The organism is Mycobacterium sp. IDUB_1 (assembly GCF_055419625.1).
This window is the reverse complement of the sequence record NZ_JBVAYA010000007.1, coordinates 64,337-85,332: the sequence shown is the minus strand read 5'-3', so window position 1 is coordinate 85,332 and position 20,996 is coordinate 64,337. Positions and strand designations below refer to the sequence as shown.

The 20,996-nt window shown below is 70.2% G+C and carries 20 protein-coding genes; 10 read left to right on the top strand and 10 right to left on the bottom strand.

All coding sequences use genetic code 11. The features are described from left to right. Nucleotides 1–55: 55 nt before the first annotated feature. Both ACZYYX_RS28215 and ACZYYX_RS28210 read right to left on the bottom strand, forming a co-directional pair. Nucleotides 56–1,651, bottom strand: a complete 1,596-nt coding sequence (locus tag ACZYYX_RS28215; RefSeq protein WP_463818132.1) for an alpha/beta hydrolase — start codon at nucleotides 1,649–1,651, stop codon at nucleotides 56–58. After that, nucleotides 1,648–1,923, bottom strand: coding sequence for a DUF7162 family protein (locus ACZYYX_RS28210; RefSeq protein WP_463818131.1), 276 nt, complete (start codon nucleotides 1,921–1,923; stop codon nucleotides 1,648–1,650). The genes ACZYYX_RS28215 and ACZYYX_RS28210 overlap by 4 nt, the downstream gene beginning before the upstream one ends. 102 nt (nucleotides 1,924–2,025) lie before the next feature. On the opposite strand from ACZYYX_RS28210, the gene pafA reads away from it, so the two are divergent. Beyond that, the gene (pafA, locus tag ACZYYX_RS28205) at nucleotides 2,026–3,384 is read left to right on the top strand and encodes a Pup--protein ligase (RefSeq protein ID WP_463818130.1); all 1,359 of its coding nucleotides are present in this window, start codon (nucleotides 2,026–2,028) and stop codon (nucleotides 3,382–3,384) included. Nucleotides 3,385–3,427: 43 nt separating this feature from the next. On the opposite strand, the gene ACZYYX_RS28200 is transcribed toward pafA, so the two are convergent. After that, complete coding sequence (locus tag ACZYYX_RS28200; RefSeq protein ID WP_463818129.1) at nucleotides 3,428–4,024, bottom strand: class I SAM-dependent DNA methyltransferase; 597 nt, start codon at nucleotides 4,022–4,024, stop codon at nucleotides 3,428–3,430. Nucleotides 4,025–4,095: 71 nt separating this feature from the next. Here ACZYYX_RS28200 and ACZYYX_RS28195 point away from each other — a divergent pair, with 71 nt between their 5' ends. The 6 genes from ACZYYX_RS28195 (at nucleotide 4,096) to ACZYYX_RS28170 (ending at nucleotide 11,028) form a co-directional block, all read left to right on the top strand. Continuing rightward, a complete protein-coding gene (locus ACZYYX_RS28195) occupies nucleotides 4,096–5,100 on the top strand; it encodes a helix-turn-helix transcriptional regulator (RefSeq protein WP_463818128.1) in 1,005 nt (334 codons plus the stop codon). Beyond that, the gene (locus ACZYYX_RS28190; protein WP_463818127.1) at nucleotides 5,097–6,071 is read left to right on the top strand and encodes a helix-turn-helix transcriptional regulator; all 975 of its coding nucleotides are present in this window, start codon (nucleotides 5,097–5,099) and stop codon (nucleotides 6,069–6,071) included. The genes ACZYYX_RS28195 and ACZYYX_RS28190 overlap by 4 nt, the downstream gene beginning before the upstream one ends. Nucleotides 6,072–6,101: 30 nt before the next feature. Further along, a complete protein-coding gene (gene tatA, locus ACZYYX_RS28185) occupies nucleotides 6,102–6,350 on the top strand; it encodes a Sec-independent protein translocase subunit TatA (protein WP_335330418.1) in 249 nt (82 codons plus the stop codon). Nucleotides 6,351–6,425: 75 nt separating this feature from the next. Further along, nucleotides 6,426–7,391 carry a twin-arginine translocase subunit TatC gene (tatC, locus tag ACZYYX_RS28180; RefSeq protein WP_463818126.1) on the top strand — a complete coding sequence of 322 codons (966 nt, stop codon included), beginning with the start codon at nucleotides 6,426–6,428 and terminating at the stop codon, nucleotides 7,389–7,391. A gap of 5 nt (nucleotides 7,392–7,396) precedes the next feature. Beyond that, the gene (locus ACZYYX_RS28175; protein ID WP_463818283.1) at nucleotides 7,397–10,192 is read left to right on the top strand and encodes a DEAD/DEAH box helicase; all 2,796 of its coding nucleotides are present in this window, start codon (nucleotides 7,397–7,399) and stop codon (nucleotides 10,190–10,192) included. 47 nt (nucleotides 10,193–10,239) lie between these two features. Further along, the gene (locus tag ACZYYX_RS28170) at nucleotides 10,240–11,028 is read left to right on the top strand and encodes a DUF4333 domain-containing protein (RefSeq protein WP_463818125.1); all 789 of its coding nucleotides are present in this window, start codon (nucleotides 10,240–10,242) and stop codon (nucleotides 11,026–11,028) included. Between the two features lie 21 nt (nucleotides 11,029–11,049). Here the strand turns inward: ACZYYX_RS28170 and ACZYYX_RS28165 are convergent, their stop codons facing one another. Then, a complete protein-coding gene (locus tag ACZYYX_RS28165; protein WP_463818124.1) occupies nucleotides 11,050–12,003 on the bottom strand; it encodes a 5'-3' exonuclease in 954 nt (317 codons plus the stop codon). A 66-nt stretch (nucleotides 12,004–12,069) separates the two neighbouring features. Here ACZYYX_RS28165 and ACZYYX_RS28160 point away from each other — a divergent pair, with 66 nt between their 5' ends. Continuing rightward, entirely contained in the window at nucleotides 12,070–13,203 is a 1,134-nt protein-coding gene (locus ACZYYX_RS28160; protein ID WP_463818123.1) for a M24 family metallopeptidase, read from the top strand. Here the strand turns inward: ACZYYX_RS28160 and ACZYYX_RS28155 are convergent. Further along, a complete protein-coding gene (locus ACZYYX_RS28155) occupies nucleotides 13,200–13,613 on the bottom strand; it encodes a F420-dependent biliverdin reductase (protein WP_463818122.1) in 414 nt (137 codons plus the stop codon). The genes ACZYYX_RS28160 and ACZYYX_RS28155 overlap by 4 nt on opposite strands. A gap of 35 nt (nucleotides 13,614–13,648) precedes the next feature. Here ACZYYX_RS28155 and ACZYYX_RS28150 point away from each other — a divergent pair, with 35 nt between their 5' ends. Together ACZYYX_RS28150 and cbiE are read left to right on the top strand one after the other, a co-directional pair. Continuing rightward, nucleotides 13,649–14,410, top strand: a complete 762-nt coding sequence (locus ACZYYX_RS28150; RefSeq protein WP_463818121.1) for an SDR family NAD(P)-dependent oxidoreductase — start codon at nucleotides 13,649–13,651, stop codon at nucleotides 14,408–14,410. After that, complete coding sequence (gene cbiE / locus ACZYYX_RS28145; RefSeq protein WP_463818120.1) at nucleotides 14,407–15,594, top strand: precorrin-6y C5,15-methyltransferase (decarboxylating) subunit CbiE; 1,188 nt, start codon at nucleotides 14,407–14,409, stop codon at nucleotides 15,592–15,594. The genes ACZYYX_RS28150 and cbiE overlap by 4 nt, the downstream gene beginning before the upstream one ends. Here the strand turns inward: cbiE and ACZYYX_RS28140 are convergent. The 5 genes from ACZYYX_RS28140 to ACZYYX_RS28120 are packed head-to-tail and all read right to left on the bottom strand — an operon-like array spanning nucleotide 15,557 to nucleotide 20,925. Continuing rightward, nucleotides 15,557–16,636, bottom strand: a complete 1,080-nt coding sequence (locus ACZYYX_RS28140; RefSeq protein WP_463818119.1) for a phosphotransferase family protein — start codon at nucleotides 16,634–16,636, stop codon at nucleotides 15,557–15,559. The genes cbiE and ACZYYX_RS28140 overlap by 38 nt on opposite strands. 14 nt (nucleotides 16,637–16,650) lie before the next feature. After that, nucleotides 16,651–18,201, bottom strand: a complete 1,551-nt coding sequence (locus tag ACZYYX_RS28135) for a precorrin-2 C(20)-methyltransferase (RefSeq protein ID WP_463818118.1) — start codon at nucleotides 18,199–18,201, stop codon at nucleotides 16,651–16,653. A 7-nt stretch (nucleotides 18,202–18,208) separates the two neighbouring features. Beyond that, nucleotides 18,209–18,835, bottom strand: a complete 627-nt coding sequence (locus tag ACZYYX_RS28130; protein ID WP_463818117.1) for a precorrin-8X methylmutase — start codon at nucleotides 18,833–18,835, stop codon at nucleotides 18,209–18,211. Nucleotides 18,836–18,844: 9 nt separating this feature from the next. Then, the gene (cobG, locus tag ACZYYX_RS28125; RefSeq protein ID WP_463818116.1) at nucleotides 18,845–19,975 is read right to left on the bottom strand and encodes a precorrin-3B synthase; all 1,131 of its coding nucleotides are present in this window, start codon (nucleotides 19,973–19,975) and stop codon (nucleotides 18,845–18,847) included. A 35-nt stretch (nucleotides 19,976–20,010) separates the two neighbouring features. Then, nucleotides 20,011–20,925 (bottom strand): TauD/TfdA dioxygenase family protein, encoded by a 915-nt coding sequence (locus tag ACZYYX_RS28120; protein WP_463818115.1) that lies wholly within the window; start codon nucleotides 20,923–20,925, stop codon nucleotides 20,011–20,013. Nucleotides 20,926–20,996: the final 71 nt, after the last annotated feature.

Below are 20,996 nucleotides of genomic sequence, written 5' to 3'. Positions count from 1 at the left end.
GCTTGGGAAGCAACAGGATTGATCTTGTCCTGATTCCGGGGTTGCAGCCCCGGGATCAGCGGCCGGCATCGAGTAGCGCCCGGTGCCACGTGGCGGTGTCCCCGGTGATCACCGCGAGGATCGTGCGCCACGAATCCGAGGGACGATTCAACATGCCGCTGTGCGCGCTGAACCCGGCCACCAGGCTGCCGTCGTCGTACCGACCGGTGGCCAGTGGGATCACGCCGGGCATCTCGTCGGGGTCGGCGCCGTGAGGTCCGCCCGGGATGCCCTGGACCATCTCGATGAAGTCGCCGGGCGCGGTCATCGAGAACCGCACCACGTTCGGGTTGCGGTTGTGCCACTCCGCCGGGTCGTCGATTCCGACGCCGGCACCCGCCGCCGCAAGGAACAGGGTGCGGTCCGACGTCATGCCCAGCGACTCGGCCGTACCGACGATCGAGCCGCCGTAGGAGTGTCCGATGACCGTCACGAGCACGCCGGGGGCGACCGTGCGCTCGACGTCCTCGGTGAACGCGACCAGCCGAGGTGCCATGTCCAGCGCCGTGCGCGGATCGGCCGCGTCGAGCAGCACCGCCAGCGGGTTGTGGACCTGCGGGAACGGGCCACCCAGATAGGTGATCATCGCGACCTCCCCGCCGGAACCTGCGACGAACCGGCGGGCCGTTGCGACATTGGCCGCCGAACCGTCGATCGTCGTGTTGACGCCGGGCACCAACACCGCGACGTCCCGTGCGGAGGCCAGATCGCCGTGCAGCTCGATCAGCGACGCGCGGGCCGGATCGAAGCCGAGGATCTGGCGTTGGATCCGGCCACCGGCCTGCTTCGGATCGTCCACCTCGGCGAGCAGCTCCCGATAGAGCGCCAGTCGATGCCGCGAGCCGTCGTCGTCGCCCGACTCGGCGAGGATCGCCTCGGCGATGTTGATCCGGTTCGCGGCGACCCGTAGCGGCCAGGGCACGCCGTCGGTGTTGCCCACTTCGTGGGGGAACTCGGCCACCAACCGGTCGCGCTGTTGTTCGGTCATCGCCGCGATCTGGGCGGCGATCGCATCCTGACCCATCCTGGGCCACGCACTCACGGCGTCGGCCGGCATCGTCGTGGGCGGATCGGTCCTGTCGTCGGCGCCGAGCGCTCCGGTGATGTCGGCGGCCGCGTCCCCGTCGGCGGTGGCCAATCGTCGGAGAGCAGCGGTGATCTGATCCTGCACCTCCGCGGCGCGCACGGCGAGGATCTGCGCGATCGTCGCGGCATCCCCGCCGGTCAGCAACACGAGCAGCGGGTCCGCCTCACCGGCCGGGGCCACCGACCCGTCGTCGGCGACGGTGAATCCGTCGTGCCGGGCCGTCTCCACGATGTCCAGCAGATCGGTTCTGGCCGAGGCGATCTGGTGGCCACCGTCGCTTGCGGCCACCGACGCCGCGACCAACGCCCGCGCCCGGGCGGCGGCTGTGGCCGCGAGTTCGCGGGCCCGCTGCGCCGCGGCGTCGGCGGCGTGCCCCGCCCAGTGGTCGCGGCTGGACTCGATCAGTGCGGCAACGTCGTCGGCGGCGTCGTCGATGCGGCGCGCGGTCGCGTCCCAGCGCTGCGCGAGCTCGGCGAGTGACTCCGGCCGCCACGTCTGGGCCTGCGTGAGCGTCGGCGGCGTCACCCGCCCAGCCGGTCGCCGCCGTCACGGTCCGCCCGCTCGAACCCCTCGGCCGATCGGCGGGCGGCCAGCGACCATCCCCGCAGCCCGGCGACCATGTCGTCGAACTCGTCGGTGAGTGCTGCGGCGCCCGTCACCTCGGCGACGGCCGAGCCTGGCAGCGCGGCCGGGTCGAGCGTCGGGCACCGCAGCGCCTCGATGTCGTCGGCGATCCCGGCGATGCGGTCGGCGAGCTGCGCCAGGCGTTGGACGTCAACTCTCGTGATTTCCCCCATGGCTCATGCTGGCACCCGGAGATCCCCGTACCGGGAGTTATCCACAGGCGTCTTGGGCGTGGGCGCCCACGCATGCGCCGACCAGCTTGTAGTCTCGATGAGGTGCAGCGACGGATCATGGGCATCGAGACCGAATTCGGCGTGACCTGCACCTTTCACGGGCATCGCCGGCTCAGCCCGGACGAGGTCGCCCGCTACCTGTTCCGGCGGGTGGTGTCGTGGGGCCGCAGTAGCAACGTCTTCCTCCGCAACGGCGCGCGCCTGTATCTGGACGTGGGCAGCCACCCCGAATACGCGACGGCCGAATGTGACAACCTCATCCAACTGGTCACCCACGACCGGGCCGGGGAGCGGGTGCTCGAGGATCTGCTCATCGACGCCGAACAGCGATTGGCCGACGAGGGGATCGGCGGCGACATCTACCTGTTCAAGAACAACACCGACTCGGCAGGCAACTCCTACGGCTGCCACGAGAACTACCTGATCGTGCGGGCCGGGGAGTTCTCCCGGATCTCCGACGTGCTGCTGCCGTTCCTCGTGACGCGCCAGTTGATCTGCGGTGCTGGCAAGGTGCTCCAGACACCCAAGGCGGCGACGTTCTGTCTGTCGCAGCGTGCCGAGCACATCTGGGAGGGCGTCTCGAGCGCCACCACTCGGTCGCGCCCGATCATCAACACCCGCGACGAGCCGCACGCCGACGCCGAGAAGTACCGGCGTCTGCACGTCATCGTCGGCGACTCCAACATGTGCGAGGCCACCACGATGCTCAAGGTGGGCTCGGCATCGCTGGTGCTGGAGATGATCGAAGCCGGCGTCGCGTTCCGGGACTTCTCTCTGGACAATCCGATCCGGGCGATCCGCGAGGTCAGCCACGACCTGACCGGGCGGCGTCCCGTCCGGCTGGCCGGCGGCAGGCAGGCCAGCGCTCTGGACATCCAGCGTGAGTACTACGCGCGCGCCGTGGAGTACCTGCAGACCCGCGAGCCCAACACGCAGATCGAGCAGGTCGTCGATCTGTGGGGCCGTCAGCTCGACGCAGTGGAGAGTCAGGACTTCGCGAAGGTCGACACCGAGATCGACTGGGTGATCAAGCGCAAGCTCTTCCAGCGCTACCAGGATCGCTACAACATGGATCTCTCCGACGCCAAGATCAGCCAGCTCGATCTCGCCTACCACGACATCAAGCGGGGCCGCGGTGTGTTCGACCTGCTGCAGCGCAAGGGTCTGGCGACCCGGATCACCACGGACGAGGAGATCGAGGCTGCGGTCAACACTCCGCCGCAGACCACCCGGGCCAAGCTGCGCGGCGAATTCATCAGTGCCGCACAAGAAGCGGGCCGTGACTTCACCGTCGACTGGGTGCACCTCAAGCTCAACGATCAGGCGCAGCGCACGGTGCTGTGCAAGGACCCGTTCCGGTCGGTGGACGAGAGGGTCAAGAGGCTCATCGCTTCTATGTAGACCCAGCTTCTATGTAGATCGAGCTTCTATGTAGACCCAGCTTCTATGTGATCGATGTGAGTTGGTGCACCGAGACCGCGTACTCGCCGCCGTCGAAGGGTGCCTGTTCCCACGTCGCCCACCGGTGCATCAACGTCAGACCGGCTGTGGCGGCGATGTCGTCGTAGCGCTGCAGCGTCAGCCGGCCCGCCAGGAGCTGGAACCCCGCCACGAGCAGCCCACCGGGGGTGAGCCGCTGGGCGAGCTGCGCGACGACTGCGGCCTCGGTGCCCTGGTCGAGGAAGATCATCACGTTGCCCGCAAGGACGACCACGTCGAACTCGTCGGGAACCACGGTGGCGGCGTCGACGAGATCGGCCTGCACCCAGCGCAGATCGGGAGCCTTGTCCCGGGCGACCGTCAGCATCGCGGGATCGGCATCGACACCGACCACCGAGAAGCCGCGGTCGGCGAGCTCGATCGCGACCCGCCCGGTGCCGCAGCCGGCGTCGAGCACCCGGGTGCCGCCGCAGGTGCGCAGCAGCGACTCCACCAGGTCGGCTTCGCCGTGCACACTGCGTCCGGCCGCTTTCAGCCGCTCCCACCGGGCGTCGTAGTCGGCGCCGCGGGGCCGGTCGGAGGACTGCCAGCGGCTGCTCATCGCCTCATGCTGCCATGGCGCGCCGCGACAGCCGTCCGAGCCCACCGCCGATTCGTCCTAAGCTCTACGCCGTGGGGATTTCGAAAGTCGAACGGTTGATGAACCTCGTCATCGCGCTGCTCTCGACGCGCACGTTCATCACTGCCGACCGGATCCGCGAGACCGTCTACGGCTACTCCGACGGGTCCAGCGACGAGGCGTTCTCCCGCATGTTCGAGCGCGACAAGAACGAACTGCGCGATCTCGGCATCCCGCTGGAGACCGGTCGCGTGTCGTCGACTGACCCCACCGAGGGGTACCGGATCAACCGCGAGGCGTATGCGCTTCCCGCCGTCGAGCTGACCGCCGACGAGGCCGCCGCCGTCGCGGTGGCCACCCAGCTGTGGGAATCGCCCGAATTGATCACCGCGACCCAGAGCGCACTGCTCAAGTTGCGGGCCGCCGGCGTGGAGATCGAAGCCGTCGACGAGCTCGACGTGACGATCACGTCGACGGCGGCGCTGCCCGGGTTGCGCGGCTCCGAGGAAGTGTTGGGAATCCTGTTGTCTGCCATCGACTCCGGGCGTGCGGTGCAGTTCCCGCACCGGCCGTCGCGCAGCGAGCCGTATGTCACGCGCACGGTCGAGCCGTGGGGGGTGGTCACCGACCGGGGCCGCTGGTATCTGGTCGGCCACGACCGCGACCGCAACGCCGTGCGGACGTTCCGGCTCTCGCGCATCGGCGCTGAGGTGACGCCGATCGGTGAACCCGGCTCGGTGGTGCGCCCGCCGGAGGTCAACCTGCGCGAGATCGTCGCACGGGTGGTGGGGGACTGGCCCGGGGCCGGGCAGGCCCGGGTCTGGGTCGCCGACGGGCGAGCGACGGCGCTGCGCAGACAGGCCACCGTGGTCGGCGCGAAGACACTCGGTGGGCGGCTGGGGCAGGAGATCACCGTGGACGTCGGCATGTTCGACCGGCTCGCCCGCGAGATCGCCAGCTACGGCGCCGACGCCGTGGTGCTCGAACCGGCGTCCCTGCGCGAGGACGTCATCGCGCGCCTGCAGGCCCAGGCCGGCGTCGAGAAGGTGCAGGCATGACCGCGCTGAGCACCCGGCTGGTCCGGCTGTTGAACATGGTTCCCTACTTCCAGGCCAACCCGAAGATCACCTACGACGAGGCCGCCGCCGACCTGGGGGTGAGCGTCAAACAGCTGCGCGACGACCTCAACCAGCTGTGGATGTGCGGCCTGCCCGGCTACGGGCCCGGCGATCTGATCGACTTCGAGTTCTCCGGCGACACCATCGAGGTGACCTTCACCGCGGGCATCGACCATCCGCTGCGGCTCACCTCGCCCGAGGCCACCGGCATCCTGGTGGCCCTGCGTGCCCTGGTCGACGTGCCCGGCATGGTCGATCCGGAAGCCGCGCGCAGCGCGATCGCCAAGATCGAATCCGCGGCGGGCAGCGCCTCGGTGGAGGGCACCGCGGTCGACGAGCCGGCGCCGGCGGAGAGCGAGGCCGCCGCGGCGGTCCGTACCGCGGTGCGCGGCGACCGGGCGCTGGCCATCGAGTACTACTCGGCCTCGCATGACATGCTGTCGGCCAGGGTGGTGGACCCGATCCGCGTGGTGCTGGTCGCCGACCACAGCTACCTCGAGGCGTGGTGCCGCACCGCCGAGGCCGTCCGGCTGTTCCGGTTCGACCGGATCGTCGACGCCCGGGTGCTCGACGAACCGTCTGCGCCGCCGCCTCCGGCGGTGCAGGCCGGCCCCGACACGTCACTGTTCGACCCGGACACCGCGGACCCGTCGCTGCCGACCGCGACGCTGCGCGTGGACCGGTCGGCGTCGTGGATGTTCGACTACTACCCGCTGCGGGTGCTGGCCGAGTTTCCCGACGGATCGTGCGACGCCGCGATGACCTACGCCTCCGATGACTGGATGGCCAGGTTCGTACTCGGCTTCGGGTCCGCGGTGCGGGTTCTCGAGCCGCAACCGCTTGCCGAGCGGGTGCAGCGGGCGGCCGTCGCCGCGCTGGACGCCTATCGGGTGGGCCCCGACGGCGGGTAGACTCGGCCGCAACGTCTGGAGGTAACCAAATTGGGTGGTCTACAACCCTGGCACTGGATCATCGTCATCGCCGTGTTCGTGCTGCTCTTCGGTGCCAAGAAGCTGCCGGACGCAGCCCGCTCCCTGGGTAAGTCGATGCGCATTTTCAAGTCCGAGATCAAGGAGATGCAGGCCGACGGCAAGTCGGACCAGCCCACCCAGATCTCCTCGGAGCGTGTGTCGGACGCCGAGCGGCCCGTGGGGCACACCGAGCCGTCGTCGGACAAGCGCCCCGCCTGAATCGCCACCTCGACGCGACGCGGGAGCTGACCGCGTCGTGATCGGAGTGCCTGTCGACAGGTAACCCACGTCGTCGTGCAGATCCCCGGACTCTTCAAGAAGCTCGATCCCCGTCGACGCCGGTCGCGGGTCAACCCCGACGGCACGATGTCGTTGGTCGAGCACCTCACCGAGCTGCGTACCCGTCTGCTCATCTCTGCCCTCGCGGTGATGCTCACCACGATCATCGGTTTCGTCTGGTACAGCCACGGTGCCTTCGGGCTGCCCAGCCTGGGCGACTGGCTGCGAGGCCCCTACTGTTCTCTGCCTGCGTCCGCGCGCGCCACGATCGCCCCCGACGGCGAGTGCCGCCTGCTGGCCACGGCACCGTTCGACCAGTTCATGCTGCGGCTCAAGGTCGGCCTGACCGCCGGCCTGGTGATGGCCTGCCCGGTGTGGCTCTACCAGCTGTGGGCGTTCATCACCCCGGGCCTCTACAGCCGGGAGCGCCGGTTCGCGGTCGCGTTCGTCACGGTGGGGGCGACGCTGTTCATCACCGGCGCGGTGCTGGCCTACGTGGTGCTGTCCAAGGCACTGGGATTCCTGCTGACGGTCGGCAGCGACGTCCAGGTGACGGCCCTGTCCGGCGACCAGTACTTCGGCTTCCTGATCAACCTGCTGCTGGTGTTCGGCATCAGCTTCGAGTTCCCGCTGCTGATCGTCATGCTCAACCTGGTCGGCGTGCTGACCTACGAGCGGCTGCAGGCGTGGCGGCGCGGGCTCATCATGGGCCTGTTCGTCTTCGCGGCGTTCGCCACGCCCGGCTCGGACCCGTTCTCGATGTTGGCGTTGGCGCTGGCGCTCACCGTGCTGCTGGAGGTGGCGATCCAGATCGCCCGCGTCAACGACCGCCGCAAGGCGCGCCGCGCACTCGACACCGTCGGCGACGACGAGGCCGCCCCGATCGGCGCAGCCGAACCGGTCGGCGCAGTTGAACAGGTCGACGCGCCGTCACCGGTGCCGTCACCGTCGCGGCTGTCGATCGACGACGATGCCACGTAGAGATGATGCGACCTGAGGCGCCCCCAGAGGTGACCCTTGACTCGGTCTCGGCGTTCACCGAGCTGCTCCCGTTCGCGCTGGACGGATTCCAGCGCAGGGCATGCGACGCGCTGGCGCAGGGCCACGGGGTTCTGGTGTGCGCACCCACGGGTGCGGGCAAGACGGTCGTCGGCGAGTTCGCTGTGCACCTTGCGCTCGCAGCGGGCCGAAAGTGCTTCTACACCACGCCGATCAAGGCCCTGAGCAACCAGAAGCACAACGATCTGGTGCGCCGGTACGGCCCGGAACGCATCGGCCTGCTCACCGGCGATCAGAACATCAACGGAGACGCCGACGTGGTGGTGATGACCACCGAAGTGCTGCGCAACATGCTCTACGCAGATTCTCCTGCCCTGCAAGGACTTTCGCATGTCGTGATGGACGAGGTGCACTTCCTGGCCGACCGGATGCGCGGCGCGGTGTGGGAAGAGGTGATCCTGCACCTGCCCGACGACGTGCGGCTGGTCAGCCTCTCGGCGACGGTGAGCAACGCCGAGGAGTTCGGTGGCTGGATCCAGACCGTGCGCGGCGACACCACGGTCGTGGTCGACGAGCACCGGCCGGTGCCGTTGTGGCAGCACGTCATGGTCGGCAAGCGCCTGATGGACCTGTTCGACTACCGGGCTTCGGGGCCTGCGCGCGGCAGCATGGTTGCTCACGGTGACCTGCTGGTCGACCCGGAGTTGTTGCGCCACATCGCCCACCGCCGCGAAGCCGACCGGCTTGCCGACTGGCAACCCCAGGGACGGGGAGGCCGTGGGGGACGGCGGGAAGGTCAGGGCGGGCGTCCCACGGTCTACCGGACGCCCGGCCGCGCCGACGTCATCACCGTGCTCGAGCAGCGCGACCTGCTCCCCGCGATCACGTTCATCTTCTCCAGGGCCGGCTGCGATGCCGCGGTCAAGCAGTGCCTGCGCTCGTCGCTGCGGCTCACCACCGACTCCGAACGATCGCGGATCGCCGAGATCGTCGACCGCCGCACCGCTGACCTCAACGACTCGGACCTGATCGTCCTGGATTTCCACGAGTGGCGCGAGGGCCTGCTGCGCGGTCTGGCCGCCCACCACGCGGGCATGCTGCCGGTGTTCCGGCACACCGTCGAGGAGCTGTTCACCGCGGGCCTGGTCAAGGCGGTGTTCGCCACAGAGACCTTGGCGCTCGGCATCAACATGCCGGCCCGCACGGTGGTGCTCGAGCGGTTGGTGAAGTTCAACGGTGAGCAGCATCTGCCGCTCACGCCGGGGGAGTACACGCAGCTGACGGGCCGGGCGGGCCGGCGCGGTATCGACGTCGAGGGTCACGCGGTGGTGTTGTGGAACCCCGATGTCGACCCGGCGGAGGTGGCCGGGCTGGCGTCGACACGGACCTTCCCGCTGCGCAGCTCGTTCGCCCCGACCTACAACATGACGATCAACCTGGTGCACCAGATGGGCCCTGAGCAGGCGCACCAGCTGCTCGAGCGGTCGTTCGCGCAGTACCAGGCCGACCGGTCGGTGGTCGGGTTGGTGCGCGGCGTCGAGCGGGCGGAGAAGATGCTCGACCAGCTCGCCGCCGAGTTCGGCGGTCGGGGAGCGCCGATTCTCGACTACGCCCGGCTGCGGGCCCAGATCGGCGAGCGGGAGCGCACGCAGTCGCGGGCATCGCGGCTGCAGCGCCGGCAGGCCGCCAACGACGCGCTGACAGCGTTGCGCCGCGGCGACATCATCACGATCACCCATGGCAGGCGAGGCGGGTTGGCTGTCGTGCTCGAGCCTGCCCGCGACGACGACGATCCGCGCCCACTGGTCCTCACCGAGACCCGGTGGGCGGGCCGGATCTCCTCGGCCGACTATTCAGGGGCGATCGGACCGATGGGTCGCATGACGCTGCCCAAACGCGTCGAGCACCGAAATCCCCGCGCCCGCCGCGATCTGGCCTCGGCGCTGTTGTCGGCCGCGGAGGGGCTCGACGTCCCGTCGGCACGCAGGCGCCGCAGCGGTCCGGCCGCCGAGCCCGACGTCGATCCCGAGTTGGTCGCGCTGCGGGACCGGATGCGTGCCCACCGGGCCCATCAGCTGCCCGACCGGGAAGAGAAGGCGCGCCAGGCCGAGCGCTACCTGAAGATGGAGCGCGACAACGAGGCGCTGCGTCGCAAGATCGCGGCCGCGACGAACTCGCTGGCGCACACCTTCGACCGGATCGTCGTCCTCCTCACCGAGCGGGGTTACGTCGCGGGTGACGGCGACATGCGCTCGGTCACCGCGGACGGTCGCCTGCTGGCCCGCATCTACAGCGAGTCGGATCTCCTCGTCGCCGAGTGCCTGCGCACCGGGGTGTGGGACGACCTCGACGCTGCGGAACTCGCGGCAGCCCTGTCGTCGGTGCTCTACGAATCGCGCCGGGACGGGCACGGGCCGACGGACGGATCCGGCGTGCCGACGGGCCGGCTGCGGCGCGCGCTGAACCGAACCCGCCGGCTGTGGACCGAGCTGCGATCGGACGAGCAGCGGCACCGGCTCCCGCCGAGCCGCGAACCCGACGACGGTTTCGTCGCCGCGATGTACCGCTGGGCCAGCACGGGGGATCTCGCCTCGGCGCTGGCCGCCAGCGACCCCGGCACCGGTGTGACGATGCCGGCGGGTGATTTCGTGCGATGGTGCCGTCAGGTGCTCGATCTCGCCGATCAGGTGCGCACCACCGCGCCCTCGCAGGCGTTGCGGACGACCGCGAAACGCGCCATCAACGACGTTCGGCGCGGCGTCGTCGCCGTTGATGCCGGGTAGTGTGTGGCCAGCTACACCGCCACAGCCGCGCACGACCGAGGAGAGAAATGAGCGGACCGCAGGGATCTGATCCGAACCAGCATTGGCCGGGTCAACAGCCTGAGTCTGGCGCGGAGCAGCAGCCGTCGAGCGAGTCGGCAGCCAACCAGGGTTGGCAGCCGCCGTCCGGGTCGCAGCAGCCGCAGGCGCCGGACCAGCAGTCCTGGCAGCCGCCGGCGTACACGCCGCAGCAGTACCCGCAGTACCAGCAGCCGACGGCGCCGCCTGTCTATCCGCCGCAGCAGTACGCGCCGACGGAGCAGTACGGCACCAGTCCCACCGGTTATCCGCCGCCGGGGCAGTACGGCCAGCCCGGTGCCTACGGTCAGCAGCCCCAGTACGGGCAGCCCGGCGCCTACGGCCAGCCGGGTCAGTACGGCCAACCAGGCCAGCCGGGACAACCCGGTCAGTACGGGCAGTACCCGAACTACCAGGCCCCGGGCGGCGAAGAGGGCTCCAAGAAGTCGATGGCGGTAATCGGCACCATTGTCGGCCTGCTCGCCGCGATCATCGTCGCCGTCGTCCTGGTCCTCGGGTTCTGGAAGCCGGGCTTCTTCGTCACCACCAAGCTCGACGTCAACGCCGCGCAGACCGGTGTGCAGCAGATCCTGACCGATCAGACCAACGGATACGGCGCCAAGAACGTCAACAACGTCAAGTGCAACAACGGCGTCAGCCCCACGGTGAAGAAGGGTGACACCTTCAACTGCGAGGTCAGCATCGACGGCACCAAGCGCCAGGTGACGGTGACGTTCCAGGACGACAAGGGCACCTACGAGGTGGGCCGGCCCAAGTAGGTCATCCGGCCCGTCAGTTCATCAGGGCAGGCCGTCGAGCGCCTTCTGCAGGCGCCCGACCGACGACGACACGCCGTAGCGCTCGGCGAGTTCGGCGACTTTGCGCGGGTGCTCCGCGGCCAACGGCAGCGTGTCGTCGGCCGTCGAGAACCGCACCGGCGCATCGGTTGCGACGCGCACCACGGGTTCGGCCGCCGCGAGGTAATCGGCCGCCGAGCGCAGCTTCGCCCGCTGGGCTTTGGGGAGCGTGGATTTCGGGTCGTCGATCGCGGTGCGCAGCTCGGCCAGCGAGCCGTACTTCGTGATCAGCGTGGAGGCGGTCTTCTCGCCGATGCCCGCGATTCCCGGCAGGCCGTCGGACGGGTCGCCGCGCAGCAGTGCGAGCTCGGCGTAGGCCGGCCCGGCGCGATCGATCGGCACCCCGTAGGTCTCGGCCACCTCGTCGGGCCCGTACTTCGTGGCCTTGGCCAGGCCGCGGCCCAGGTAGAGCACTCGCACCGGGGTCGGCTCGTCGCGGACGACCTGCAGCAGGTCGCGGTCGCCGCTGACGACGACGACGGGGTCGCGGGTCTCCTGGCTCGCCAGCGTGCCCAGCACGTCGTCGGCCTCGTGTTCGGGCGCGCCCGCGGTGGCGATACCGAACGCGTCGAGGATCTCCATGATCATGTCGACCTGCGGGGTCAGCTCGTCGGGCACTTCCTCGACGTCGGGCTCGTCGCCCGGGTTCTCCTGAACGACTCGATGGGCCTTGTACGACGGCACCAGGTCGACGCGCCATTGCGGGCGCCAGTCGTCGTCGCGGCACACGACCAGACGGCGGGGCTGTTCGCGGGTGATGACGGTGGCGACGGCGTCGAGGAACCCTCGCAGCGCGTTGACCGGGCGGCCGTCGGGTGCGGTGATCGACGACGGCACACCGAAATACGAGCGGAACCACATGCTCGCACCGTCGAGGAGTACCAGGGGAGCAGTCACCCCGCCATCCTGCCAGGCCAGTTTCCCCGGCTCGCGCAAAGGAACCGGGGCACTAGCCTGGTGGGTATGAGTGCAGCGTCCCGATTCAGCACCGACGTGTACGCCCACCGCTTGAGCGCCGCGGCCCACGCCGCCGCGGACGCCGGGCTGGCCGGTCTGGTCATCACCCCCGGCTACGACCTGCGCTACCTCGTGGGCTCGCGCGCACAGACCTTCGAGCGGCTGACCGCGCTGGTGCTGTCAGCAGACGGCGCCGCAACGATCGTGGTGCCGCGCATGGAGCTGGCATCGCTGAAGGAATCGGCCGTTCCCGACCTCGACGTGACGGTGCGTGACTGGGTCGACGGCGACGACCCCTACGCGCTGGTCGCCGACGCGCTCGGCGGTGGCCCGGTCAGCGTCGCGGTGGCCGACGCCATGCCGGCGCTGCACCTTCTGCCCCTGGCCGGCGTGCTCGGCGCGGTGCCCGTGCTCGCCACCGACGTGCTGCGCACACTGCGCATGGTCAAAGACCCCGCCGAGGTCGACGCGCTCAGCAAGGCCGGCGCCGCGATCGACCGGGTGCACGCCCGCGTGCCCGACTTCCTCGCCCCCGGCCGCACCGAGGCCGACGTCGCCGCCGATATCGCCGAAGCCATTGTCGCCGAAGGACATTCCGAGGCCGCGTTCATCATCGTCGGGTCCGGCCCGCATGGAGCCGATCCGCACCACGAGTGCTCGGACCGCGAACTGCAGGCCGGCGACGTCGTGGTCGTCGACATCGGCGGCCCGTACGAGCCGGGCTACAACTCCGATTCCACCCGCACGTACAGCATCGGCGAGCCCGACCCCGAGGTGGTCCGCCGCTACGCGGTGCTGCAGCGTGCCCAGCAGGCGGCGGTGGCGGCCGTCCGCCCCGGTGTCACCGCCGAACAGGTCGACGCCGCAGCCCGCGACGTACTGGCCGCCGAGGGGTTGGCCGAGTACTTCGTGCACCGCACCGGGCACGGCATCGGCCTGTCGGTGCACGAGGAGCCCTACATCGTCGCCGGCAACGACCTGCCGCTGCAGGAGGGGATGGCCTTCTCCGTCGAGCCTGGCATCTACTTCCCCGGGCAGTGGGGCGCGCGCATCGAGGACATCGTGATCGTCACCGCCGACGGCGCGGTGTCGGTGAACAACCGGCCGCACGACCTCGTCGTGGTGCCGGTGAGCAGCTAGCTGTCGCCGCGGTCGAGCAGGCCCGAGGAGCCGAGCACCCGCTCGACCCGGACCTCGATGACGACCCGCTTGGGGTTCGGGCGCGGCGTGCGATAGCGCTGCGCGTAGCGCCGTTCGGCGTCGCGCACCTTGTCGGCCTCGGTGTAGACCGTGGATGTGCCCTCCAGCGAGAGCCAGCGCGCGCCGTCGACCTGGCTGAGCACCGCGACGCCGCGCTGATCGGCGTTGACGGCCTTCTGCGAGCCGCCGGTGGTGATGACGCGGGCGATGTGCGTGGTCGGGTCGAACGTGAATCCGACGGCGACCACGTGCGGAGACTGATCAGCCCGCAGCGTCGTGAGCATCGCCAGATGCCGCTCGGTCAGGAATGCGATCGCATCTGTGGTCAGCCGCGTGGTTGCCTTGCCCATCGTGGTCCACGCTAGCGCAGGACATAATCGCAGCCATGAAAGACACGGTTGAGCGGGCCGACACCGATCTGGTCGTGATGTTCGGCGGCCGCAGCGAGATCGGCGTCGAGGTGGCACGGCGGTTGGCCCGCGGCGCGACGATCGTGCTGGCGGCCCGCCGCCCCGACGATCTCGAGGCCGAGAGCGCGACGCTGCTCGGCGACGGTGCCCGCGCGGTGCACACGCTCGCCTTCGACGCCGACGACCTCGGTTCCCACCGCGACGTCGTCGCGGGCATCGTGGAGCGCCACGGCGCGATCGGTACCGCCGTGCTCGCGTTCGGCATCCTCGGCGACCAGGCCCGGGCCGAACGTGATGCCGCGCATGCGGCCGCGATCGTGCACACCGACTACGTCGCCCAGGTCAGCCTCCTGACGGTGCTCGCCGAGACGATGCGGGCCGCTGGCCAGGGAAAGTTGGTCGCGTTCTCGTCGGTCGCCGGAGTTCGGGCGCGGCGCGCGAACTACGTCTACGGCTCGGCCAAGGCCGGACTCGACGCCTTCTGCAGCGGGTTGACCGACGCGCTTCACGGCACCGGCGTGCGCCTGCTGCTGGTGCGACCGGGCTTCGTGATCGGCCGGATGACCGAGGGGATGACGCCTGCGCCGCTGTCGAGCACTCCGGCGCAGGTCGCCGACGCCACCGTGGCCGCGATGCGGCGCGGACGCAGCGTGGTGTGGGTGCCCAGCACGCTCGTCGCGCTCGCGGCGGCGTTCCGCGTCACCCCGCGCCCGGTGTGGCGGAGGTTGCCGAGATGATCGTCGTCGTCGGGATCGGCGCCGACGGGATGGCCGGACTCGCGCCACCGTCACGCGACGAATTGACAAGAGCCACCGTCATTTACGGTTCGGAGCGTCAGCTGGCACTGCTCGACGACAGTGTGCGCGCTGTGCGGCGGCCGTGGCCGAGTCCGCTGCTGCCCGCGATTCACACCCTGCTCGACGGCGCGGACGGCGACGTCCACGTGATCGCCAGCGGCGACCCGCTACTGCACGGCATCGGCAGCACACTGATCCGCGCTCACGGCGCGGACCGGGTCGCGGTCCTGCCGCACGTGTCGTCGGTGACGCTGGCGTGCTCCCGCGTCGGGTGGGCGGTGCAGGACACCGAGGTGATCAGCCTGGTGTGGCGGCCGGTGCACACCGCGGTGCGCCGCGGGGGGCACGCCGTGATCCTCTCCCAGAGCGGCTCGACCCCGGCCGAACTGGCGCGTCTGCTCACCGACGTCGGGCGTGGGGATTCCGAGCTCACTGTGCTCGAACAGTTGGGCGGCCCAAGGGAATTGCGACGATCATCGACCGCGCGGGAATGGGCGCAGCGGCCTCCCGCAGACGTCGACAATCTCAACGTGATGGCGGTGCGCTACCTGCCCGATGATCGCCGCGTCGGCGCGCTGCCCGACGATGCGTTCGCCCACGACGGTCAGATCACCAAGCAGGCGATCCGTGCGGCCACTGTGGCCGCGCTGGCTCCCCGCCCAGGAGAACTGCTCTGGGACGTCGGCGCGGGGTCGGGCAGCGTCGCGATCGAGTGGTGCCTGACCGGGCCGGCATGCCGGGCCGTCGCGTTCGAGCGGGATCAGGCCCGCCGGGCCCGGATCGAGGCCAACGCTCGCGCGTTCGGTGTGCCGGTCGAGGTGACGTTCGACGCGCCCGAGTCCTTCTCGTTCACGCCGTCGCCACACGCGATCTTCGTCGGCGGTGGCATCAGTGCGCCCGGGCTGATCGAAGCATGCTGGGAGGCGCTGCGCCCTGGCGGCCGCCTGGTGGCCAACGCCGTCACAGTTGAATCGGAAGCTGTTCTCGCGCAACGGTATTCAGAACACGGCGGGCAGTTGCGCCGGTACCAGCACTACGCCGGGGAGGCAGTGGGCTCGTTCACCGGCTGGCGCCCCGCCATGCCCGTCACGCAGTGGTCGGCGACGAAGCCTGATACGACCTGATCAGCTCGATGGTGCCGAGTTCGCGCACCGCCCGGCAGCCCCGGCTCAGCATGGCCAGGATCATCTCGTCCCCACGGTCGGTGGAGGTGGAGAACGCGAAGCCCAGCGCCGTCAGGAACGGTGCCTGCAGGGCGCCGAGACGGTAGTCCTGCCAACAGGTGTCGACGTCGTAGTCGGTGACGCCGTACCGGCACACCGCGGCGTGGTAGCGGCGCACCAGATCGTGTTCGACCGCGGCCCGGACCTCCGGTAGCAGGCTGGTCGCGGTGAAGTACGCGAGATCGCGGGCGGGCAGGCCGAGCCCGACGGTCTGCCAGTCCACCACGGTGACCTGCGTGCGGTCAGGGTCGAACAGCAGGTTGTCGAGCCGGTAATCGCCGTGCAGCAGCGAGAAGCGCTCCGGCTCGGCCGACAACCACGGCGTCACCAGGTTCATCGACGTCGTCAGCGTCTCGCGGTCGGCGTCGCTGATCCGCTCGCCGAGGCGGTCGAGGGTGATGGTGGCCGCCATGGCCGACACGTCGCCCATGCCGGCGGCCGCCGCGTCGTCGCCGGGTTTGGGCATGATGATCGAGGTCAGCTCGTACCAACGCCGCTGACACCAGCTCGGCGCATGCAAGCCGGCCAATGCGTCGACGGCCAGTGCCGCCTCTTCCGGTGTGCACCCGGCGAGCTGGTCGCCCTGTTCGGCGGGCGCCATGTCGGCCAGAACCAGCACGAAATCCGTTCCGTCCGAGGAGATGTCGCTGTGCAGGCATGGCGGCACCGGCACGTCGACATCGGCACTGACCGCGGCGTAGAACTCGACCTCCGACTTGTATCCGAGCGCCACCCGCTCACGCACCGCGTCGTCCTGTGCGGGCAGCTTGACCGCGAATGTCGCTGGCAGGTCCGTCGGGGCGCCGTAGGTCGCGGTCACCCGGTAGGTGGCGCCGGTCTGGCCGGTGCCGATCGGCGTCACCGTGGCGTCGGTGACGGGGGTGTCCAGCACCGAGCTCAACCATGTCGCCGTGATGTCGGCCGGCATGCGGGGGATGGTCACGGGCGCGCCTTCCGTCACTGCGAGGGATAGTGCCGCGGGGTGAACACCCGATCGGTGCTCGATCCGGCCGAGTACCACTGGGTCTGTGAGGATCCGACGATCAGTAGGCATCGCATGTCCACGTCGGCGGGGTCGAGGTCGGCCAGCCGCACCACCCGCACCGATTCGGTCGGCCCGGCGACATCGCGGCCGATCACGACGGGGGTGCCGGCATCGCGATGCTCGAGCAGCAGGTCCCGCATCGCACCGACCTGCCAGGTGCGCGTCTTCGACGCCGGGTTGTAGATCGCCAGCACCATGTCGGCACGTGCGGCCGCCTCCAGACGCGCAGCGATGACGTCCCACGGCTTGAGGCGGTCCGACAGCGAGATGACGGCGTAGTCGTGGCCGAGAGGGGCGCCGACGCGACTCGCCACCGCCTGGGCGGCCGTCATCGCCGGGATCACCCGCACCTCGACACCGGGCCACTGTTTGGCTTCTTCGAGTACCGCGGTCGCCATCGCGAAGACTCCGGGGTCCCCGGAGGAGACCACGGCGACGGCGTGGCCCTGCTCGGCCAGTGAGCAGGCCAGGCGGGCGCGGGCGGGTTCGTCGGTGTTGTCGCTGGGATGCCGGCGCTGGCCCTCGCGCACCCCGACGCGGTCCAGATAGGGGCCATAGCCGATGAGGTCGGTGGCCGCGGCCAGCTCGCGGCGGCTCTCCGGGGTCATCCAGGCCGTGGCACCGGGACCGAGTCCGACGACGGTGACCGATCCGGTGCTCGACTCAGTGGTCGATCCGGTGGTCGATCCGGTGGTCGATCCGGTGGTCGATCCGGTGGTCGATCCTGGGGCGTCCGGGGCCTGCATCGGCCCGGGCAGCATGGTCAGCGCGAAGTAGGGCACCGACCCGTCCTCGACGTCGGCGGCCGGCAGCACCCGCTGACGTGACGTGCTGGCCCGTTCCACGTAGTAGGTGTCCTGTAGCCGGCCCGCGGCCGCAAGTGCTTGCCGCACAGCAGGATACGAGCGGCCGAGTTTCATGATGATGGCCGCGTCGGTGTCGGCGAGGCGGCGTTCGAGCTCCGCGGGAGCCATGGTGCCGGGAAGGATGGTCAGCACCTGGTCGCCCTGGACCAGCGGTGTCGACACGGCCGCCGACGCGGCGCTCACCGACGTCACCCCCGGCACGATCACCGCGTCGAAGCGCTGCGTGAGCCGGGTGTGCATGTGCATGTACGAGCTGTAGAACAGCGGATCGCCCTCGGCCAGCAGCGCCACGTCGCGCCCGGCGTCGAGGTGCGCGGCGATGCGTGCGGCCGCCTCGCGGTAGAAGTCGTCCATCGCCCCCGCGTAGCCGCCGGGGTGATCGGAGGTCTCGGTGGTGACGGGGTAGACCAGGTGTTCCTCGATCTGGCCTTCGCGCAGGTAGGGCTCGGCGATGCCGCGCGCGATGCTGCGGCCGTGGCGAGCGCTGTGGTAGGCGACGACGTCGGCGGCGCCGATCACCCGAGCCGCCTTGACCGTCACCAGCTCGGGGTCGCCCGGCCCGAGGCCGACTCCCCACAACGTGCCGCGGCCGGTCATTGCTCGCTCATTCGATGGTCGTCGCAATCGCGTTGACGGCGGCGGCGGCCATCGCGCTGCCCCCACGGCGGCCGGTGACCACCAGATAGGACATGCCCCGCGGATCGTCGATGAGCTCCTGCTTCGACTGCGCGGACCCGACGAAGCCCACCGGGCCGCCGAGCACGGCGGCCGGCGGCGCGACGCCCCCGTCGACGAGCTCGAGGAGCCGGAACAGCGCCGTGGGGGCGTTGCCGATGGCCATCACGGCGCCGGGCAGCTGTTCGGCCCACAGGTCGATCGCCGCGGCCGAACGAGTGGTGGCGTGCTGGGCGGCGAACGCCGGTGCCCGCTCGTCGGAGACCAACGAGACCACCTCGTTGTCGGCGGGCAGCCGGGAGCGGGTGATGCCTGCGGCGACCATCGACGAGTCGCACAGGATCGGGGCGCCGGCGGCGAGCGCCTCGTAGGCACGGACGACGACGTCGGGGGTGTAGGCGACGTGGTCGGGCACGTCGGTCTGCCCGCAGGTGTGGATCAACCGGACCACGACTCGCGCGACGTCGGCGGGGAAGGACGACAGGTCCGACTCGGCACGGATCGTCGCGAACGACTGCCGGTAGATCTCCCCGGCATCGCGGATGTAGTCGAGCACTCGATCACCCTACGGGTGGCGCCGCCGCGGCTGGTAGCCGTCTCCGGTGGCGATCAGCACGTCCGCGTCAGCGGGGCTGCCGCAGGCCCGGTTGCAGCCGACGAAGTGGCGGTGCCGCGGCGACTCCCCCTCGTGGAGTGCCGCTGTCGCGTCGGCGCGGACGTCGGCGAGCGCGTGGGTGCACCCCGGGCGGCCCGTGCACGCCGACACAGCCAGCCACGGCGAGGCGTCGTCGAACACGAATCCCAGGGGAGCGAGCACCCGCAGCGCCGCGTCGGCCACGCCGTCGTCGAGATCGGCAATGACCACCGATCGCCACGGGGTGATCACCAGAGGTGCCTGTACCGCGGCGAGGTAGCGGGCCAACTCCGCCTCGAGCACACCCAGCGGCACCGCGGCGCCGAGCGCGATCCGGTCGTCGTCCTGGGTGAGCCAGCCGACCGGGGGGCGGGTGCACACCGGCCACCTCCGCCCGACCTCCTCCGTCGGCGCCAGGCCGCCGAGACCATCGAGGACACTGCCGGGGGTCGCCAATTCCTTTATCCGCCAGGCCTTTCCGCGCAACTCGACGAACCGGCGGGCGATGGCCAGCAGCGTGTCGACCGCGTCTTCGGCAGCGACCCGAACCCCGGTGTCGGTGCCGGACAGCACGACTGTCATGGTGTCCGCGTCGACGGCACACACGGCGGCATCGGCACCCAGGCCGGCGATGTCGCCGCGGCCGTCGTCGAGACCGAACAGGAAGCGCCCCGGCAGATCGGCCAACGTCGGGTCCCGCTGCAACGCCTCATCGAGCGCGTGCACCATCGCACGCACGTCGAGCAGCCCGCCCTGGCGGCCCGACAGCGGGGACGCCACGATGTTGCGGATCTTCTCGCGGTCGGGCGACGGCAGCAGGCCCGCCTCGGCAAGGCGGGCGGCGAGTTCCTCCGCATCGCGGATGCCGCGGATCTGCAGATTGCCCCGCGAGGTCAGCTCCAGGGCCGGTGCGGCGAGATCGAGCGCCGCGGTGGCGATCGCCTCCATCTGCTCAGCGGTCAGCATTCCCGCCGGAAGCCGGACGCGGGCAAGGTCGCCGTCGGCAGCGCGGTGGGTCTGCAGCGCGCCGGGACAGGCGTCGGTGTCCCGGGTTCTGGCCATCCGACCACGGTACGTGGCGGAGTGAGGTGGTGCGCTCAGCTGGCCAGGCGGACCGGGACGACGATGTCGGAGTAGCCCGATGCGTCGCCGGCGATCACACGGCTGCGCTGTCCGTGCACGTCGACCGGGACGTCGCCGGCCAGCGTCACCCGGCTCAGCCGCCGGAACTGGTTGTCGTAGTCGGCGACGGCGTAGTGCTGAGTGGCACGGTTGTCCCAGACGGCCAGATCGCCGAGTTCCCAGTTCCAGCGCACCGTGTGTTCCAGCTTCGTGATGCGGGTCTGGAACAGGTCGAACAGCGCCGCGGATTCCGTGCGTCCGAGGCCCACGAACCCCTTGACGAAGTTGCCCAGCAGCAGGACCCGCCGGCCCGTCTCGGGGTGGATCCGCACGACCGGGTGCTCGGTCTCGTAGTAGTCGGAGACGAACTCCTCCCGGTATTGACGTTCGGTGTCCTCCAGCGCCTCTCGCCGGCCGTCGATGTCGCGGGCGTAGTCGTAGGTGTTGGTGTGCACCGCCCAGAGGTTCTCGGCCAAGGCGCGCAGCGGCTCGGGCAGCTGGTCGTAGGCGGCCTCGGTCGACGCCCACGTGGTGGTTCCGCCGTAGGGCGGCAGGGTGACGGCGCGCAGCAGTGACGCCTTGGGGATGCGGTCGACGAACGTGACGTCGGTGTGCCAGCTGTTGGCTTTGTCGTAGCGCGAATCGATTGGAAGCACAGCCCGGCCGCGCGACGTCACTGTCGGGTGCGCGATGGTCGGCGTACCGAGGGACCGGGCGAACGCCAGCTGGCCGTCGTCGTCGAGATCGTGCTGGTTCCGGAAGAAGATCACCTTGTGCTCGAGCAGGGCGTCGTTGATCTGCGCTGCGGTGGCCGCGTCCACGCCTGCGGCCAGATCGACGCCCTCGATGCGCGCTCCGATCACCGCACCCAGCTTGACCACACGAACCATCGAGCCACCTCCTCGCAGTCTTCTCGCCGCGAGTGTCCTCGCGACGGTGCGGACCGCCCAGGGTTTGGTTC